Genomic DNA, 18,421 nt, shown 5'->3' with positions numbered 1-18,421 from the left:
CACAGGAGGCCAGTCATGCCAAGTTTATTTACAGAAGATACCTACGAACAAGCCGTCATCGAGCTGTTCGAAAATATGGGCTATGATCACCTGTACGCCCCGGAGATGGAGAGGGACTACACGAGTCCTCTGCTTGATTCTGTCTTGCGGGATAGTTTGGTGCGCATTAATCGTGGTCTGCCTGTAGATGCGATTGAAGAGGCAATAACGAAATTAAGAACCTTTGATACAGGAAGTCTGCTGCAGAAAAATATCATTTTTATGGACTATTTGCAAAATGGAATCACAGTTAAGTTCTTTGTAAAAGGGGAAGAGCAGTCATCTATTGTGCGGTTAGTTGACTTTGAGAAAGAACAGAATAATACATTTTATGCAGTGAATCAGTTTACCTTTATTGAAAATGGAAACAATCGACGCCCTGATATTATTCTGTTTATCAATGGCCTTCCGCTGGTGCTGATGGAGCTGAAAAGTCCTGCAAAAGATGAGGTCGGAGCAGAAAATGCATATAATCAGATCCGTAACTATATGCAGGACATCCCCGCTATGTTTTATTACAATGCGATTTGTGTAATCAGCGATTTGTCTACGAATAAGGCAGGAACGATTACATCCGGTCTGGATCGTTTTATGGAATGGAAAACAAAAGACGGGGACTATGAAGAGACGGCATATGCGCAGTTTGACACGTTTTATGAAGGCATGTTTCAGAAAGCACGACTGCTTGATCTTTTGAAAAACTTTATTCTCTTTTCCGGCACAGGAGCAGGGCGTTTTAAAGTTTTAGCAGGATATCATCAGTATTTCGCAGTCCGTAAAGCAATTGAAAAAGCCAAAATAGCAACAAAAACAGATGGTAAAGGTGGTGTGTTCTGGCATACACAGGGATCAGGAAAATCGCTGTCTATGGTATTTTATGCTCATTTACTACAAGAAGCATTAAACAGTCCGACAGTGGTTGTTATGACAGACCGCATTGATCTGGATGACCAGCTTTATGCACAGTTTTCACAGTGTGCAGATTTTCTGCGTCAGACACCAGTTCAGGCGGAGAGCAAAGAACATTTGAAAACACTTCTTGAGGGAAGAAGTGCGAATGGAATCATTTTTACTACGATGTTTAAGTTTGAACGGGGAGAAAAACCGTTATCGGAGAGACGAAATATTGTGGTAATGGCGGATGAAGCGCATCGGGGCCAGTATGGATTTGATGAAAAGATCGTGATTTCTGAAAATGAAGATGGAGAAAAAGAGGCCCGTACCGTGATTGGAAATGCGCGTGTTATTCATGATGCATTGCCGAATGCAACGTTTATCGGATTTACAGGAACGCCTATTTCAGCGAAAGACAGAAATACAAGAGAAGTATTTGGCGATTACATTGATGTTTATGATATGACGCAGGCGGTAGAAGATGGTGCGACAAGACCAGTTTATTATGAGAGTCGAGTTGTTCACTTGAAGCTGGATGAAAATACATTGGCATTGATCGACTCTACGTACGATATTCTGGAGCAGCAATCTGACAGCGCAACGATTGAGAAAAGTAAGAAAATGTTGGGACAAATGGAAAGCGTGCTGGGAGCAGATTCTACGATTGAGTCTCTTTGTGATGATATTGTTGAGCATTATGAAAAATACCGGGAAAATCTGCTGACAGGAAAAGCGATGATCGTAGCGTATTCACGAAAGATCGCAATGAAAATTTATCGCCAGATTTTGAAAATTCGTCCAACGTGGGAAGAAAAAATCGGAGTGGTCATGACAGGGGGCAACAGTGACCCAGAAGACTGGAAAAAAATAATTGGTACAAAAACACATAAGGAAGAACTGGCGAGAAAATTCAAGGACAATAACGATCCGATGAAGATTGCGATTGTTGTGGATATGTGGCTCACGGGATTTGATGTTCCTTCGCTGGCAACGATGTATGTATACAAGCCGATGCATGGATATAATCTTATGCAGGCGATTGCGCGTGTGAATCGTGTGTTTAAGGATAAAGAAGGCGGATTGATTGTGGATTACGTCGGCATTGCATCAGCGTTAAAAGCGGCAATGAAAGAATATACGAAACGGGATCAGTCAAGATATGGTGATATGAATATCGCAAAAGTGGCATATCCGAAATTTCAGGAGAAGCTGCAGGTCTGCAAGGATTTACTGTATGGATTTGATTTTAGTGGTTTTATTGACGGGTCGCCGCTTACGATGGCAAAACTTATTACAGGCGGCGTCAATTTTGTATTGGATGCAAAAGTACCGAAACGGAAAGAGCTGTTTTTGAAAGAAGCTATGCTTTTAAAGCAGTCTCATTCCCTGTGCTCCAGCATGACGACAGAACAGGAGCGTCATGAGGCAGCATATATGGAGGCTGTCCGGTCTACGGTTACGAAGATTACTTACGGTGGTACAGGTGGAAAGAATCTGTCTCTGAAAGAAATCAATGAGCAGATCAATGCACTTTTAAAAGCAGCAATTCAGAGTGAAGGTGTGATTAGTTTATTCGACAGCAGCAAAACGGGCGGCGAAAAATTCAGTCTTTTTGATCCGGCGGTGCTGGATGAGATTTCGAGGATAAAGGAAAAGAATATTGCCGTAGAAATATTGAAAAAATTGATGACTGAACAGATTACCCTGTACAAAAGAACAAATGTAGTGCAGTCGCAGAAATTCTCTGAGAAAATAGCAAAGTTAATGAATGCATATTACAATGGATTGATTACAAATGAAGAAGTTATAAAAGAGCTTTTGAGAACAGCGGAAGAAATTGCGGCTTTACATAAAAATGGTCAGAAACTAGGCTTGTCACAGGAAGAACTGGCTTTTTATGATGCGTTGACAAAGCCGGAGCATATCAAAGATTTTTATCAAAACGAAGACCTTATCGCAATGACTAAAGAACTCACAGAAATGCTTCGTAGAAATCGTACCATTGACTGGCAAAAGAAGGAGACGGCCAGAGCATCTATGCGAAAGATGGTTAAGCGTCTTCTGAAAAAATATAAGTATCCGCCGGAAGATTATGATTTTGCAATTAATACAGTGATTAGCCAGTGTGAGTTATGGACAGATCACGCAGAAATGCCAGAGATAGAGAAAAAAACTACAGTCTATGCCATGAATCAGGAGCAGGTGCTTGGAATGGTGGCAGAAGAAGATGGGGGATATGGGAAGAAAAAATAATAAGGGTAAGAAAATTATTTCCATGGACAAAAGAAGATAGAAATTGTACCATGTAGGTATCAAATGATACCACATGGAGAGCGACTAAGTTGTCTATGGAAACAAGATCTCGAATTGAGTCGGAACAAGAAGTTAAAGCATATATACAAGATTTAAAGTTTGCTCTCAACAATGGAGCAAGAATAGATTTTCAGGCACGGAGAAAAGTGGACGAAAAGCGGAAAGAAAAATATACAAATCAATATACAGTAGAGGCATTATTTCCGAATGAGAACCCATTAGAGGCATTGAAAAGAGAACTGTTGACACTTTTTGTGGAAGAATATATGAGAACGGTAAAAGATCTCGCTTTCCCGGGAGAAAAGAAATGCGGGAATTTGGAAAAGTCTATAATGGGAAAGATGACGTATACATAAAAATAAGAGTGGAATTATTTGGAATGTATGGAAATGCAACAACATTTGTCATGTCGTTCCACTTTGCTGAGAAACCATTTACAGCAGAAATGTTTCCCTATAGGAGGTAGGAGGTGTTTTCATGCATATGAAAATTATAAAAAGTGAAAAACGTTTGTGCACATGTTGCATGGAAGAGCATGAAGTGAAAACAGTTCTTGTTGAGGAGCAGATGACATTTAAGAATGTGAAAGTTGCTTATAAAGCGACCTATTTTTATTGTGATGCAGCTGAAGAATTCTATATGGATGAGGAGCAGATACAGGAAAATGATATACATCTGAAAGATGCCTATCGAGAAAAAGAAGGACTTTTGACATCGGGACAGATTCGGAGCATTCGGGAGAAATATGGAATTAGCCAGAGTGATTTATGCACGTTGCTTGGATGGGGCGGCAAAACAATTACCAGATATGAAAGTCATCAGGTCCAGGATAAAGCGCACGATACTATTTTGAAAAAGATAGATCAGGATCCAGAATGGTTTTTGACACTGCTGGATGATGCAAAGAGCGATTTATCTGAGAGTGCTTATGAAAAGTATTTAAATAAAGCAACGTCCTTATATGAAGAAGATCAGGATCTTTATTTAAAAAAAGCAATCGAAGCGAGCTATGTAAAATTTCAGGGAAATACAAGTGCGCAGGGAAATACAAAATTGTCTCTGAATAAAGTTGTTGATGTGATCCGATATCTGGCCGCATCCAAAAAAGTTACGAATCTTTATAAAGTCAAGTTGATGAAGCTTATGTGGTATGCAGATGCATTATCTTACCAAAAAAGAGGATTTGCTATTACTGGATTGGTGTACCAGGCATTGCCAATGGGGGCTGTTCCGGTGGGACATAATTCAATTATTAATTTGAAAGATGTGCCATGCGAAGAAGTAGATATGGGAGAGACAAATGCGTATCATTTTTCTTTAAAAGGGGAACAGAAATTTTCTGCATTGTCAGGGGAAGATATTAAAATTCTGGATGTTGTAATAGAAAAACTTGGTCGGATGTCAAAAAATGAAATTGTATCATTTATGCATAAAGAGCAGGCGTATGAGAGGACTTTACCAAGAGATAATATTTCTTTTGAATATGCAAAACAACTGAGAATATAAGAAAAATGGAAGGATAAAAACGCTTCTACTCTATTGTGGATTGGTATTTTAAAGAAATCTGCCAGGTTAAAATCAAAATTCATTTGTATGGAAAAGAAAACTTACGAAAATAAAAAAAGAAACGAGCAACCCGATTGAGCCCTAAGGCTGTACACGACAAAAAACCCATTTCTTAATTTCTATAATAAAGGAAGGCTGAATTATAGTCAAGAAATTTTTGCGATTTTAAAACAAAGTAATAAAAAGTGTGATATAATAACCTCATAATGAAAAGTAAAATTCCGCCTATTTTTCAACATTGTAGGCGGCAATTTTACACCTACAAGTTAGTGAATCCTAATAAAAGTAAGATGGAGGTACCTGCCTATGATGGAATACACCAGTAAATACTGGAATATGCTGACTCCTTTAATAAAGAAAAGTCTGCTAAAACGCTACGGAAAAGAGGAGACCGCAGAGCTTCTCCGCAAGACTAACCAGATCTACCGCGACATGCTTCGCCGCGCCGATGATATCGGAAAGGACAACCCGATGGCGTCGAATCTCTATGAAGGCCTCATTTTTCTTGCGCTCTGGGATGCGTCGGACAGACAGATTTCTGTGGATGAACTGCGTACAATCTCAGAGGAGATGATGTCCTTCCCGTTTCTGAAAGCCATGGGCCTGATGATTAATGCGAATAAGAAGAGCGGCATGGCGCGGATTGCGAAGATGATGCATAAGGATGCCGCCTGGCTGGAAGCACATCCGCAGTATAAGGCGTATTCGTGGGATTTTCATTTTGATGAGACGAAGCATCAGGACGGTTTTTATTACCACTTCACCCAATGTCCCCTGAACACCCTCGCCCGAAAAGAGGGCTATCTGGAAGTGCTGCCGATTATGTGCGACATTGATTACAAGACAGCAGCCCTGATGCACGCGAAGCTCTACCGTGACCATACACTGGCAGGCAGCGGTGAGGTCTGTGATTACTGGTTCGTGGGGGACAAGGTGGAAAATCCGAAATAAAATAAGACCGGGACGGAACCGGTGAAATGGAAGGGAGATCACCCAGAATGAGCAATGAAAAAATAAAACCAAAACTGAACGGAACTGCCGAGACGATGCTGCAGTGCTTCTACGCCCGTGCCATGCACAGCAGAAATCCGAAAAACAAGTTCCGCGACACCAAAGCAGAAGAGCTGATTGACCGCATCGACTATGATTTCAGCAATGCGAAAAAGGACACAGCAATGAGCGGCGGAATCGTAGCGCGGAGTGTTGTGTTTGATGAGCTGGTCAGCGACTTTATCCGAAAAAACCCGGATTGTACCGTCGTCAACATCGACTGTGGTCTGGACACTCGTTTTTACCGCATGGATAATGGAAAAATTACCTGGTACAATCTCGATCTGCCGGAGACGATTGAGGTGCGCGATTCGATCTATCAGGAATCCGGCCGCGTTTCCACGATTGCGTGTTCCGTGCTCGACCCGGCATGGGCCGATCAGGTAAAAGTGTGGGGCAAAATGCTTTTCATTATCGAAGGTCTGACCATGTACATGAAAGCGGATGAGGTCAGAATGATGCTCGCCATCATCCGCGATCATTTCGACAATGCCTACGTCTGCATGGAAACGCTGTGCCCGTACTTTGTAAAGAAAGAAAACATCGAAAAATCTATTCAGGCGACGGGCGCGACGTTTACCTGGGGTGCGAACAGCTTTGCAGACCTGGGCGACATTGCCGCCGGTTTCCGAAAAGTAAAAGACGACAACATCGCCCGCGGTATGGAAACGCTGAATCCCATCTACAAGCTGGTGATGTGGATGCCGATCATCCACAAATTCGCAGAGAAAATTCTGGTGTTTGAAAAAGCGTAAGAAAAGAAATGAAAAGAAACAGGCAGCCCGGCAGCGGAAAAGCCCCAAAAGCTTCCGTGCAGGGAATCTGTTTTTTGCTTGTACAGGAAATTAACAAATCATTCATCCGGCCACACAAAGTGTGCGTTTCCCGCCTCAAGTCCGTCGATCAGAATATTCTGTCCCGTGCAGAACCGGTTCGTCACGGTCATAAAATACGCCCAGTCCGCCGTTTCCTCGACGGTCATCCACCGTTTCAGCGGTGTCAGATCCATGATCTGATCCCAGAGCTTTTGGTCTTCTGTGACAGGCAGATTCAACTCGGTCAGTACGCCGCCGAAATCAAGGCTGTTGCACGTTCCGCCATACGGTGCAATGCGGAGTGCCACGTTTTTCGTGTAGGCGAGCACACCGCCCTTGCTTGCCGTGTATTCCGGAAACTCAGCTCCGGTATGGCCGCTGGCCGAGCCGATCATAAGGACGGCGCGGATGGTGTCATGAATGCCATACGCCTCTGTGATTGCGATGGTTCCCTTTAAATTGATATCAATATCATCCTCGTTCTGCACACCGGCGTTGTTGATGACAATATCGAAAGGCGCAAGCGCCGGATACTGTTCCCTGTCGCGGATATCAAGGCAGAAATGAGTATACGAATCCTGGCTGATGGAAGCCTCCTTCCGGTCAAATCCGGTAACATCAAAGCCTTCTTTTAAAAATTTCTCCGCAATCGCCTTTCCGATTCCGGAGCTGGTTCCTGTAATAAGTACACGCATACGATAACCTCCCGATGAAATATTACCCTCATTATACCGCAAACACAGCATGCGATCCAGAAGAAACGAAAAAGAATGCAGGAAAAGAAAATGTTACGGGAAAAATCACTGCATAAAACAAAAGAGTCTCTCAAAACCACAACAAATAATTGACAGATTTTAGGAGAAGGAGTAGAGTTTTTGAAAGGGGGATTATCCCTGCAAAGAGTGAAAACAAAAGAGGTGCAAATATGCTGAAAGTAGACAATCTTACCTTTGAAGTAAACGAAGAGGGAAGAAAACGCTGCCTCGTCAACCACATCAGTTTTGAGGTAAAGGACGGGGAAATGCTGGTGATTACAGGACCGAACGGTGGCGGAAAATCAACGCTGGCCAAAGTGCTTGCAGGAATTGAGGACGCCAATGGCGGAGAAATCTTCCTGGATGAGGAAAATATTACCGGTTATGATATTGACCACCGTGCAAACGCCGGCATCGGCTATGCATTCCAGCAGCCGCCGCGTTTTAAAGGAATGACGGTGAAAAAAATGCTGTCGCTGGCAGCCGGAAAAGAACTGACGGAAGCCGAGAGCTGTAAACTCCTCTCCGCCGTCGGACTCTGCTCTGCCGATTACCTGAACCGTCAGATGGACGGTACGCTCTCGGGAGGAGAGATGAAGCGTCTGGAGATCGCAACGGTGCTTGCAAAACCGCATAAGGTCAGCATTTTCGATGAGCCGGAGGCCGGCATTGACCTGTGGAGCTTTTCCATGCTGATCAGGCGGTTTGAAGAAATCCACAAAGAGAAAAAAGAATGTCTGATTCTCATTTCCCATCAGGAACGCATTATCCAGATGGCAGACAAGATCATGGTGATCGAGGACGGCCAGGTGAAAGAATACGGTACAAAGGAAGACGTACTGCCGACCCTGTTCCAGCAGAAAACAGGCCGGATGTGCGGCCAGGAAGGAGGCACATGCTGATGGTACAGGTAGATGAGACAACCCAGGGCGTATTAAATCAGATCAGCGAGGGATTTGAGCAGAAAGGGGCATACAATCTCCGCCAGAACGGCATTCCGCTCTGCCATGGTGACAGTGAACATATCAAAATCCGCAAAAAAGAGGATAAGCCGGGCATTGATATTTTGATTGACGGCGAGACAAAAGGCGAAAAAGTATTTATCCCGGTTGTCGTCAGCGTTTCCGGTATGACGGATCTTGTTTACAATGATTTCTACGTTGCGGACGGCGCCGATGTTACGATTGTAGCGGGCTGCGGCATTCACAACGGCGGCTGCAACGACAGCCGGCACGACGGTATCCATACGTTCCATGTAGGAAAAAATGCCAACGTGCGCTACGAGGAAAAGCATTACGGAGAGGGAAACGGAACGGGACAGCGGATTCTGAACCCGGTGACAAATATTGAAATCGGAGAAAATTCCGTTTTTACGCTGGATACCGTACAGATTAAGGGCGTTGACTCAACAATTCGTACGACGAATGTTGTGATGGATGCAAACTCCAAACTGTTCGTGCTCGAACGTCTGATGACAGACGGTGACCAGAAGGCAGAGTCGGATATTGAAGTATGTATGAACGGAAGCGGTTCTTCCGCACAGATTATTTCACGTTCTGTCGGAAAGGGCAATTCCTCCCAGGTCTTCCATCCGAAGGCAGTCGGCAAAAACAAATGCCACGCCCATATCCAGTGCGATTCTATCATCATGGATCACGCACAGGTCGGATCTATTCCGGAGATCCAGGCAAAACATGTGGATGCGGCAATCATCCACGAGGCGGCGATCGGACGGATCAATGACGAGCAGCTGTTGAAACTCAGAACGCTCGGCATGACGGAAGCGGAGGCGGAAAACGTCATTATTGAAAACTTCCTGAGCTGAAGAAAAAAAGGAAACAAGAGAAGTGTTTGCAACTTAATCAGCAGACACTAAATATAGATTATCGCAGCTGTCAGGAATTTCCCAGTCGTCACTGGGAAGAATCATGGCGCAGGAAAACCTGCCGTCGCTGATCACACTTGAAAAAATATGTGCAGCTTTGGGCGTGACATTATCGCAGTTTTTTCAGGAAGGTAATTCAGAGAATCTGACAGAAAAACAGAAAGAAGTTCTAGGGATATGGAACGATCTGAGTACAAATGAGCAGGAAACAGTAATGTCAATGCTGCGTGGACTTCGGAAGTAGAAGAACAGTTCGAGTATATGTATCGGCTGTTCTTTTTTTATTTTTTGGCGTTAAAACGGTAATGTTTTTCTTGTGTACAGTAGAGTGCTATAGTATAATAAAACCAGTTTTTTGCATAAGTATTAAAGCTATAATATGGAAATCGGCAAACCAGATGAAAGTCTGGGACGCAAAGCTACAGGGCCTGTAAAATGGCAGCCAGTTGCATAAAATGAGGTGCACTGTCTGTCTGACAGTGCTTTTTTGTGGTGTTATTTCATAGACGTGACAATAATAAATTTTATTAGGGGGACTTGTAATGAAAAAGAAAAGATGGAGCAAGGTTTTGTCTGTATGTTTAGTGATGGTGACCTCTTTATCACTTTTGTCAGGATGTGGCGAGAAGAGTGCAAAAAAAGAAGACGAAGAAACCATCACGGTGTATTTATGGAACACAAACCTGTATGAAAAATATGCACCATACATCCAGGAACAGCTCCCGGATATCAATGTTGAATTTGTAGTAGGGAATAATGATCTGGATTTCTATAAGTTTCTTGATGAAAACGGTGGATTGCCGGATATTATAACCTGCTGTCGTTTTTCCCTGCATGATGCAAGTCCCCTGAAAGACAGTCTGATGGACCTTTCCACAACCAATGCGGCAGGTGCTGTCTATGATACCTACCTTAGCAATTTCAGGAACGAGGATGGAAGCGTAAACTGGCTTCCTGTGTGTGCGGATGCACATGGTTTTGTAGTGAACGAAGATCTTTTTGCAAAGTATGGTATCCCGTTGCCAACAGATTACGAGAGTTTTGTTTCCGCCTGCCAGGCATTTGACAAAGTGGGTGTTCGTGGATTTACGGCAGACTATTCTTATGATTATACCTGTATGGAAACACTGCAGGGTCTGTCTATATCAGAGTTGTCTTCTGTGGAAGGACGCAAGTGGCGGACGGTCTACAGTGACCCGGAAAATACAAAGAGAGAAGGTCTGGACGATACCGTCTGGCCAGAGGCTTTTGAACGTATGGAACAGTTTATTCAGGATACAGGGCTTAGTCAGGAAGATCTGAATATGGATTATGATGATATTGTTGAGATGTACAAAAGTAGCAAGCTTGCCATGTACTTTGGCAGTTCTTCCGGTGTAAAAATGTTCCAGGATCGGGCATTAACACAACATTCCTGCCATTCTTTCAGGAGAACGGTGAAAAGTGGATTATGACTACGCCATATTTCCAGGTGGCCTTAAACCGTGATCTGACAAAGGATGAAACACGCAGAAAGAAAGCAATGGAGGTACTGGATACAATGTTTTCAGAGGATGCGCAGAACAGGATTGTTTATGATGGACAGGATCTGTTAAGCTACAGTCAGGAGGTGGATATGCAGCTTACGGAATATCTGAAAGATATAAAACCTGTGATCGAAGAAAACCATATGTATATCCGTATTGCGTCAAATGACTTTTTCTCTGTTTCCAAGGATGTGGTTTCGAAGATGATCTTAGGAGAATACGATGCAGGGCAGGCATACCAGTCATTTAATTCTCAGCTTCTTGAGGAAGAAACTGCTTCTGAGGATATCGTGCTGGATTCACAGAAGTCGTATTCCAACCGTTTCCACAGCAGTGGAGGAAATGCAGCATATTCTGTTATGGCAAACACGCTACGTGGCATCTATGGGTCAGATGTGCTGATCGTAACCGGAAACAGCTTTACGGGAAATGTGCTGAAAGCCGGCTACACAGAAAAAATGGCAGGTGACATGATCATGCCAAATGGTCTGGCGGCTTACAGCAGCAAGATGAGTGGGGCTGAGCTGAAAGAAATGATCAAAAACTTTGTAGAAGGCTATGAGGGAGGATTTATTCCGTTTAACCGTGGTTCTTTGCCAGTGGTTAGTGGTATTTCTGTGGAAATTAATGAAACGGAAGATGGCTATACATTAAGTAAAGTTACAAAGGATGGAAAGGCAGTTCGGGATGAGGATGCTTTCACGGTGACCTGTCTTGCCACACCGCAGCATATGGAAACTTATCCTGTAGATGAAAATATGATATTTGATGGAGAAGCTACCTCTGTGAAAGATACCTGGACAGCATATGTTTCAGGTGGCAATGCCGTTCTTGCAGAAGCTGAAGATTACATAACCCTGAGGTGAGAAGAATGGATGTTAAGAATTCTAATAGAAATAGAAAGAAACCTGTCAGGAAAAAAGGATTGAGAATAGTTGCCTTTCTTCTTCTCTTTATAGGAGTTGTTCTGGCTGTTTTCCGATATTATAAGTTTATGTCGAAATCTATTTATGAGGAAAGTGTTTCTCATCTGACGGAAGTTTTTCATCAGTCTGATCAGATGCTGAGAGAACTGACAAATAAGAACCTGACTTACCTCCATATTTAGGGTGAAAATCTGCAGAATATCTCTGGTGAAAGCGAAATCCTTGATTATATAGAGCAAGCACAGGAAGATGCAGGTTTTTTAGACTTCTATTTTCTATCAGCGGTCGGAGACTATAAGAGGGTAACAGGAGAAACTGGGTACCTTGGATTGCAGGAAAATATTGAAGAGGAGATCCGGCAGGGAAAAGATGTGATCGCGAATGTAGCAGTTCCCGGAAAATCCCAGCAGCTTGTTTTTGCCACACCTGAGGCTCATGGAATTTATCAGGGATTTGAATACGATGCAATTGCCATTGCTTATGAAAATTCTGATATCGTAGATGTGCTGGATATTTCTGCTTTCCATGGAAATGCTCAGAGTTTTATTGTTCATTCGGATGGTCGTGTTGTAATTGCTCATTCTTCCGAGTTATGGGGGAACGTGTATAATTTCTTCGGCTTTCTGAGAAGGCATTCTGATATGTCTGAAAAAGAGATCAATGTCCTTTTGGAGAAGTTTAAAGCGGGACATACTGATGCGATGTTGCTGAATCTGGATGGAAGAAATTATTATCTGGTCTATGAAAAATCGGATATTCAGGACTGGATGTTTCTGGGACTTGTCCAGTCTGATATTGTCAATGCCAGTATGAATAATCTGCAGTTTACCACGATGCTTCTTGTTGGAGCTGTTGTACTTTGCATTGCTGCCTTTTTTATCAGTCTTATTATCCAGAAAAACAGGACAAATCTCAGAAGAAAGGATGCGGAGATCCGGTACCGTGATGAGCTGTTTCAAAAGCTTTCCATGAATGTGGATGACGTTTTCCTGATGCTGGATGCCCAAACATATCAGACGGATTACATCAGCCCTAATGCGGAAAAACTGCTGGGTATTACAGTAGAACAGATCCGCAAGGATATTCGTGTTTTAAGAAAACTGCACCCTGCAGATTCCGAAGACTCGCAGAAGAATCATCTGAAAGAAATTCCGGTTCATGAACAGCAGGAGTGGGATTTTGAATCTATACATCAGAAGACAGGGGAAAGGCGCTGGTTTCATAATATTGCAATGGGAAGTGAGGTAAACGGGGAAAAGAAATATATTCTGGTTATGTCAGACCGTACCTCTGACTGGAAAATGAACCAGGCTCTTTCTGAGGCAGTCCATGCGGCAGAGACTGCAAATAGGGCGAAGAGTATTTTTCTTTCCAATATGTCTCATGATATTCGGACACCAATGAATGCGATTATTGGATTTACGACACTGGCTGTAAGTAATATTGATGACAAAAATAGGGTTCAGGATTATCTGGGCAAAATTCTTTCTTCCAGTAAGCATTTGCTTTCACTGATCAATGATATATTGGATATGAGCCGGATTGAGAGCGGAAAGATCCATCTGGAAGAAACAGAAGTCTGTCTGTCGGATGTGCTTCATGATCTGAAGACGATCATCAGTGGACAGATTCATGCGAAGCAGCTGGAGCTTTATATGGATGCCATGGATGTTACGAATGAGGATGTCTATTGTGACAAACTGCGGCTGAACCAGATACTGCTGAATCTTTTGTCAAATGCGGTTAAGTTTACTCCGGCAGGCGGAACCGTTTCTGTCCGTCTCAGACAGTACCCGGGAAAAGCAAAAGGCAGCGAACTGTATGAATTTCGGGTAAAGGATAACGGAATTGGAATGAGTCAGGAATTTGTACAGAAGATCTTTTCTCCTTTTGAGCGAGAGCGGACTTCTACAGTCAGCAGGACTCAGGGTACGGGACTTGGAATGGCCATTACCAAGAACATCGTGGATATGATGGGCGGTACTATTGAGGTTCAGACAGAGCAGGACAAGGGCACCGAGTTTATAGTCCGTCTGCCATTTCGGACTCAGCCTGAGCATCATTGCATAGAGAAGATTTCGGAACTAGAGGGTCTTAAGGCATTGGTTGTAGACGATGACTTTAACACCTGTGACAGTGTAACAAAGATGCTTGTAAAGGTTGGAATGCGTTCGGAATGGACAGTCTCGGGTAAAGAGGCTGTTCTCCGTGCACGACAGTCAATGGAGCTGGGGGATGCATTTCATGCTTATATCATCGATTGGCTTCTGCCGGATATGAATGGAATTGAAGTTACACGTCAGATCCGGAGTCTTGATGACAATACGCCGATCATTATTCTGACTGCATACGACTGGTCAGATATCGAAACAGAAGCCAGAACTGCAGGAGTGACTGCATTCTGCGCGAAACCTCTGTTTATGTCAGATATCAGAGAGACTCTGATGGCTGCCATCGGTCAGAAACAGGCCCGGGCAGAGGATAAGATTCTTCCGGCAGCAGATTTAGATTTCAGAGGCAGGCGTATACTTCTTGTGGAAGATAATGAACTGAACAGTGAAATTGCAGTGGAAATTCTGAAAGCATATGGATTCCTGGTTGATACAGCAGAAAATGGAGCAGAGGCAGTGGAGAAAATTAAAAATTCAACACCGGAGGATTATGATCTGGTACTGATGGATGTGCAGATGCCTGTAATGAATGGATATGAGGCTACCAGGCAGATTCGTGCGCTTACTGATCCGGCACTGTCGGGAATTACCATTCTTGCCATGACTGCTAATGCTTTTGATGAGGACAGAAAGAAAGTTCTGGAATGCGGTATGGATGGATTCTTATCCAAGCCAATAATTATTGAAGAATTGATTGATACGTTACAAAAGAATCTGGATTAGGCGCCTGGAACATCATAAAACCCACAAGGTAGAAGAGGGAAATGGAAATCAGGCAATCAGGAGCCTTCCAGGTGCATGGGAAAAGCAGACAGGAAACAGAGGCTGTGTATCGGAGAAACTGTATCAGCTTTGTGATACAATGGTTGCACCGGAATATCGTCCGCTGATACGTCCATTTCGGGTGTTTCTACACTTTCAGCCAGATTGAAGACGGAAGAATGTATTTATACAGAATACAGGATGTGTGATGGCAGCTGGCACAGGATGCTTTTTATTGTAAAAAAGCGGGATGAGTCTGGAAATGTAACCCATGTTTTATGAAAATCCGGCAGTGCAGGCGAAGGTGAATGAGCAGGTAACAGTAATGTCCATGCTTCGTGGACTTCGGAAGTAGAAGAACAGTTCGAGTATATGTATCGGCTGTTCTTTTTTGTTTTTGCACATTAATACGACAATGTTTTTCTTGTATACAGTAAAGCGCTATAGTATAATAAAACTAGTTTTTTTACATACGTTTAAAAGCTATAATAAGGAAATCGGCAAACCAGATGAAAGTCTGGGACGCAAAGCTACAGGGCCTTTAAAATGGCAGCCAGCTGCATGAAATGATGTGCACTGTCTGTCTGACAGTGTTTTTTTGTGGTGTTATTTCATAGGCGTAACTATAATAATTTTACTGGGAGAGAGAAAAATATGAAAATAAATAAATCAGTATTGCAAAGGGGTATCATTTTAGTATTGTGCAGCTGCATCCTTTTTTCAATCTGTCCGGTTTATGCTTTTGCAGCAGAAAATCAGAAAGAGAGAGTTGTCAGGATTGGTGTACCGGATGATACATATGATAAGATAAATGAAAATGGAAAAAGAAGCGGATACGGCTATGAATATCTGCAGAAAATCGCAGGTTATACCGGGTGGAACTATGAATATGTAGATTGTACATGGGAAAATTGTTTTGACAAATTAAAAAATGATGAGCTGGATATGATAGAAGGAATCTCTTATACGGAGGAACGGGCAGAGACTATGCTTTTTTCCGCTATTCCAATGGGAGACGAAAGATATTATGTCTACGTAAAACCCGATCATACAGACATCTCATCCTCTGACACTGCATCTTTCAATGGGAAAAAGATTGGGGTGCTTATGGGTTACCTGTCGGAAATGGTATTGAACGAGTGGGAAAAGAAATATGATCTGCATACACAGCATGTCAATGTTTCAAATAATGAAGATGCTTTGAAGAAAATTGCAGACGGAGAAATTGACGTTTTTGTATCGTTAGAGGATTCCCGTCTGGGTGGGTACGGAATGGTGGCCTTAACGAATCTCGGAAGTTCAAAAATATATTTTGCGATTGGCCAGAGTCATTCTGATTTAAAGACAGAGCTGGATAATGCTATGAGAAGGATCACAGATGATGATCCTTATTATGCAGATGAACTGCATAAGCAGTTTCTGTCAGTGGCCAGTGTATATTTTCTGACGGGAGAAGAACAAAAATGGCTGTCAGAGCATGGAGAAATCAAAATCGGTTATTTGATAAACGATGGCGGGGTCAGTACTCTTGATACAGAAACCGGAAAAGTGAGCGGCCTGATCACGGATTACATCCAGCTTGCACAAAACTGCCTGAAAGGGCAGACTTTGAAATTTAATATCAAGGGGTATGATTCACAAGAGGATATGCAAAAAGCGTTGCATGATGGAGAAATTGATATGATTTTTCATGTGATGCAAAATACGAATGCTGCCGAAGACCTGGGCTATGATCTGACAGATACTGTCTGGAAGTATAATATGGCGGCTGTAACGGTTAAAAAGAGTTTTGATGAAAATGCTGAAAATACGGTTGCGATACCAAGAGAAGAGAGTGATTTGAAGTCTTATGTTTCCTATAATTATCCACAGTGGCATGTGAAGGAATATGCTACCTGGATGCAAAAAAGGCTGTATATAATGGAAAAGCAGACTGCATGATTATGGCCTCAGGCAAGCTGAAACAATATTCCGATGATAATAAACTGTACAGTGTTTTTCTGGAAAAGTACGGTATGGTGTCGTTTGCAGTCAGACGTGGAAACAGCATGCTGCTGTCTGTCCTGAATAAGACGATAAAAACAATGTCTGCTTCAAAATTCTCCAATGCTGTGTATATGTATGACAGTAATCTGAAGAAAGTTACGGTAAAGGAGTTTATAAGGGACAATTTCTGGAGTTTTATGTTGCTTGTTGTATCTGTTTTTTTGATCGTGCTGATACTGATACTTGGATTCCTCCGAAAAGCCAGAATTGCAGAGAAAAAGGCAAAAGAGGCACAGCAGCAGGCAGAAAAGGCGAACAGTGCAAAGACACATTTTTTGAGACAGATGAGCCACGATATCCGGACACCTTTAAATGGAATTATTGGGATGATCAATATATCAGAGCGTTATTATGGCGATAAAGAAAGATTATATGAATGTAAAGCAAAGGTAATGGAATCCATGGACTATCTGCAGTCCCTTCTAAATAATGCTCTGGATATCGGAAAAGTAGAATCTGGAACATTACAGTTGGTAAACAAGCCATTTGATCTGGTTGCAATGCTCGTAAAACAGATTTCGATTATTGAGACAAATGCAAAGGAGTATGGTATCCGCTTTGAAGGCGGAGCTTCCATGAGTACTTTTCATCACAGATATGTTATTGGCAGTGAGGAATATCTAAACCGTCTTCTTATGAATCTTGCCGGAAATGCCGTTAAATATAACCGAAGAGGTGGTAAAGTAAGCCTGTATTTCAATGAGATTTCAAGTGATGACAAGACGGCAGTTTTTGAATTTGTATGTTCCGATACGGGACTTGGTATGAGCGAAGAATTTCAGAAACATGCATTTGAATCCTATGCCCGGAAAGGAAAAGAAACAACGAATGGATATAGTGGTGCCGGACTTGGACTTTCTATTGTAAAAGATATTGTGGACAGGATGAATGGAACAATCAAACTGGAAAGTAAAGAAAATGTAGGTACAACGTTTACCGTTACGATACCACTTGAGATTGATCATAATGCTGAGAAGGAACAGCAAAAAAAAGTGGAAAAGCCTGATCTGTCGGGGAAGAGTGTATTATTAGTTGAGGATAATGAGCTAAATCTGGAAATTGCAAAAATGCTGCTGGAAGATGAAAAAATGGTTGTGACTACGGCAGAAAATGGCAAGGAGGCTGTGGATATTGTTTCTCAGTCAGTTCCAGGCAGATTTGATTTTATTTTTATGGATATTATGATGCCGGTAATGGATGGATTAGAAGCAGCCAGACAGATAAGAACATTGAACCGTAAAGATACAAAAGAGATACCCATCATTGCGATGACAGCGAATGCATTTCAGGATGATATCAGGAACTGCATAGATGCCGGAATGAATGCACATATTGCAAAACCCATTGACAGTAAAAAAATAGAGGACACTTTGCTATTGGTTTTAAAACAAAAAATGCAGTAAGAAAATTCTTTGTGTTGTGTTTCTGGCAGCCCCGGTCAGGGCGGCAGATTCAGATGAAGATATTGATGCGGCAGTGCAATTTTGTTAAACCAGGAGGTTGACAAGGAGATGTATAGAGAAATATATTTGACAGACAGACAGACAGACAGACAGACAGACAGACAGACAGACAGGAGATTTAATATGATTTCGAGAGCAAAGAAATATGTGGCAGTATTACTGGCTTTTGTATGCGTGTGTATGATATTTTCTCCCCAGACTGCATATGCA

Annotated in this window: 12 protein-coding genes, 2 pseudogenes and 2 riboswitches; of the genes and pseudogenes, 13 read left to right on the top strand and 1 reads right to left on the bottom strand. The window is 42.5% G+C overall.

Annotated elements, in window-relative coordinates; translation table 11 throughout:
• Positions 1–15 precede the first annotated feature (15 nt).
• The 5 genes from DW769_RS02600 to DW769_RS02580 all read left to right on the top strand — a co-directional run bounded on the left by DW769_RS02600 (position 16) and on the right by DW769_RS02580 (position 6,617).
• Positions 16–3,186, top strand: a complete 3,171-nt coding sequence (locus tag DW769_RS02600; protein ID WP_118749917.1) for a type I restriction endonuclease subunit R — start codon at positions 16–18, stop codon at positions 3,184–3,186.
• Between the two features lie 89 nt (positions 3,187–3,275).
• Positions 3,276–3,602, top strand: a complete 327-nt coding sequence (locus tag DW769_RS02595) for a hypothetical protein (RefSeq protein WP_243105414.1) — start codon at positions 3,276–3,278, stop codon at positions 3,600–3,602.
• 127 nt (positions 3,603–3,729) lie between these two features.
• Positions 3,730–4,752 (top strand): type II TA system antitoxin MqsA family protein, encoded by a 1,023-nt coding sequence (locus DW769_RS02590; protein ID WP_243105412.1) that lies wholly within the window; start codon positions 3,730–3,732, stop codon positions 4,750–4,752.
• A 366-nt stretch (positions 4,753–5,118) separates the two neighbouring features.
• Complete coding sequence (locus tag DW769_RS02585) at positions 5,119–5,763, top strand: L-2-amino-thiazoline-4-carboxylic acid hydrolase (RefSeq protein WP_118749916.1); 645 nt, start codon at positions 5,119–5,121, stop codon at positions 5,761–5,763.
• Positions 5,764–5,810: 47 nt separating this feature from the next.
• Complete coding sequence (locus tag DW769_RS02580; RefSeq protein WP_118749915.1) at positions 5,811–6,617, top strand: class I SAM-dependent methyltransferase; 807 nt, start codon at positions 5,811–5,813, stop codon at positions 6,615–6,617.
• A gap of 98 nt (positions 6,618–6,715) precedes the next feature.
• Here DW769_RS02580 and DW769_RS02575 read toward each other — a convergent pair whose 3' ends face one another.
• The gene (locus tag DW769_RS02575; RefSeq protein WP_118749914.1) at positions 6,716–7,372 is read right to left on the bottom strand and encodes an SDR family NAD(P)-dependent oxidoreductase; all 657 of its coding nucleotides are present in this window, start codon (positions 7,370–7,372) and stop codon (positions 6,716–6,718) included.
• A gap of 230 nt (positions 7,373–7,602) precedes the next feature.
• On the opposite strand from DW769_RS02575, the gene DW769_RS02570 reads away from it, so the two are divergent.
• From DW769_RS02570 to DW769_RS02540, 8 genes and pseudogenes are all read left to right on the top strand, one after another.
• Positions 7,603–8,334, top strand: coding sequence for an ABC transporter ATP-binding protein (locus DW769_RS02570; RefSeq protein WP_055265841.1), 732 nt, complete (start codon positions 7,603–7,605; stop codon positions 8,332–8,334).
• The gene (locus tag DW769_RS02565) at positions 8,334–9,257 is read left to right on the top strand and encodes a SufB/SufD family protein (RefSeq protein WP_055219683.1); all 924 of its coding nucleotides are present in this window, start codon (positions 8,334–8,336) and stop codon (positions 9,255–9,257) included. The genes DW769_RS02570 and DW769_RS02565 overlap by 1 nt, the downstream gene beginning before the upstream one ends.
• 58 nt (positions 9,258–9,315) lie before the next feature.
• Positions 9,316–9,561, top strand: a pseudogene (locus tag DW769_RS02560) (helix-turn-helix domain-containing protein); the annotation flags it as partial.
• Between the two features lie 134 nt (positions 9,562–9,695).
• Positions 9,696–9,771: riboswitch (cyclic di-GMP riboswitch) on the top strand.
• A gap of 88 nt (positions 9,772–9,859) precedes the next feature.
• The gene (locus DW769_RS16735; RefSeq protein ID WP_242991143.1) at positions 9,860–10,771 is read left to right on the top strand and encodes an ABC transporter substrate-binding protein; all 912 of its coding nucleotides are present in this window, start codon (positions 9,860–9,862) and stop codon (positions 10,769–10,771) included.
• Positions 10,768–11,709: a hypothetical protein gene (locus tag DW769_RS16730; protein ID WP_242991142.1), complete on the top strand. Its 942-nt coding sequence runs from the start codon at positions 10,768–10,770 to the stop codon at positions 11,707–11,709. Before DW769_RS16735 ends, DW769_RS16730 begins: the two co-directional genes overlap by 4 nt.
• Positions 11,710–11,714: 5 nt before the next feature.
• Positions 11,715–14,663, top strand: a pseudogene (locus DW769_RS02550) (response regulator).
• A gap of 528 nt (positions 14,664–15,191) precedes the next feature.
• Positions 15,192–15,267: riboswitch (cyclic di-GMP riboswitch) on the top strand.
• A gap of 89 nt (positions 15,268–15,356) precedes the next feature.
• Positions 15,357–16,643 (top strand): transporter substrate-binding domain-containing protein, encoded by a 1,287-nt coding sequence (locus DW769_RS02545; RefSeq protein WP_117509698.1) that lies wholly within the window; start codon positions 15,357–15,359, stop codon positions 16,641–16,643.
• Positions 16,644–16,819: 176 nt separating this feature from the next.
• Positions 16,820–18,151, top strand: a complete 1,332-nt coding sequence (locus DW769_RS02540) for a response regulator (protein ID WP_242991147.1) — start codon at positions 16,820–16,822, stop codon at positions 18,149–18,151.
• The last annotated feature ends 270 nt before the right edge of the window (positions 18,152–18,421 follow it).

Origin of the sequence: Blautia sp. AM29-29 (assembly GCF_003480555.1) — a bacterium.
Lineage (GTDB): Bacteria > Bacillota > Clostridia > Lachnospirales > Lachnospiraceae > Fusicatenibacter > Fusicatenibacter saccharivorans.
The sequence above is the reverse complement of the archived record's forward strand: the minus strand, read 5'-3'. Positions and strand labels throughout refer to the sequence as shown.

What these genes read in the sequence shown, in the direction of transcription:
- DW769_RS02600 (WP_118749917.1), top strand. Translation starts at nt 16, where the DNA reads ATGCCAAGTTTATTTACAGAAGATACCTACGAACAAGCCGTCATCGAG.
- DW769_RS02590 (WP_243105412.1), top strand. Translation starts at nt 3,730, where the DNA reads ATGAAAATTATAAAAAGTGAAAAACGTTTGTGCACATGTTGCATGGAA.
- DW769_RS02585 (WP_118749916.1), top strand. Translation starts at nt 5,119, where the DNA reads ATGATGGAATACACCAGTAAATACTGGAATATGCTGACTCCTTTAATA.
- DW769_RS02580 (WP_118749915.1), top strand. Translation starts at nt 5,811, where the DNA reads ATGAGCAATGAAAAAATAAAACCAAAACTGAACGGAACTGCCGAGACG.
- DW769_RS02575 (WP_118749914.1), bottom strand. Translation starts at nt 7,372, where the DNA reads ATGCGTGTACTTATTACAGGAACCAGCTCCGGAATCGGAAAGGCGATT.
- DW769_RS02570 (WP_055265841.1), top strand. Translation starts at nt 7,603, where the DNA reads ATGCTGAAAGTAGACAATCTTACCTTTGAAGTAAACGAAGAGGGAAGA.
- DW769_RS02565 (WP_055219683.1), top strand. Translation starts at nt 8,334, where the DNA reads ATGGTACAGGTAGATGAGACAACCCAGGGCGTATTAAATCAGATCAGC.
- DW769_RS16735 (WP_242991143.1), top strand. Translation starts at nt 9,860, where the DNA reads ATGAAAAAGAAAAGATGGAGCAAGGTTTTGTCTGTATGTTTAGTGATG.
- DW769_RS16730 (WP_242991142.1), top strand. Translation starts at nt 10,768, where the DNA reads ATGACTACGCCATATTTCCAGGTGGCCTTAAACCGTGATCTGACAAAG.
- DW769_RS02545 (WP_117509698.1), top strand. Translation starts at nt 15,357, where the DNA reads ATGAAAATAAATAAATCAGTATTGCAAAGGGGTATCATTTTAGTATTG.
- DW769_RS02540 (WP_242991147.1), top strand. Translation starts at nt 16,820, where the DNA reads ATGTATGACAGTAATCTGAAGAAAGTTACGGTAAAGGAGTTTATAAGG.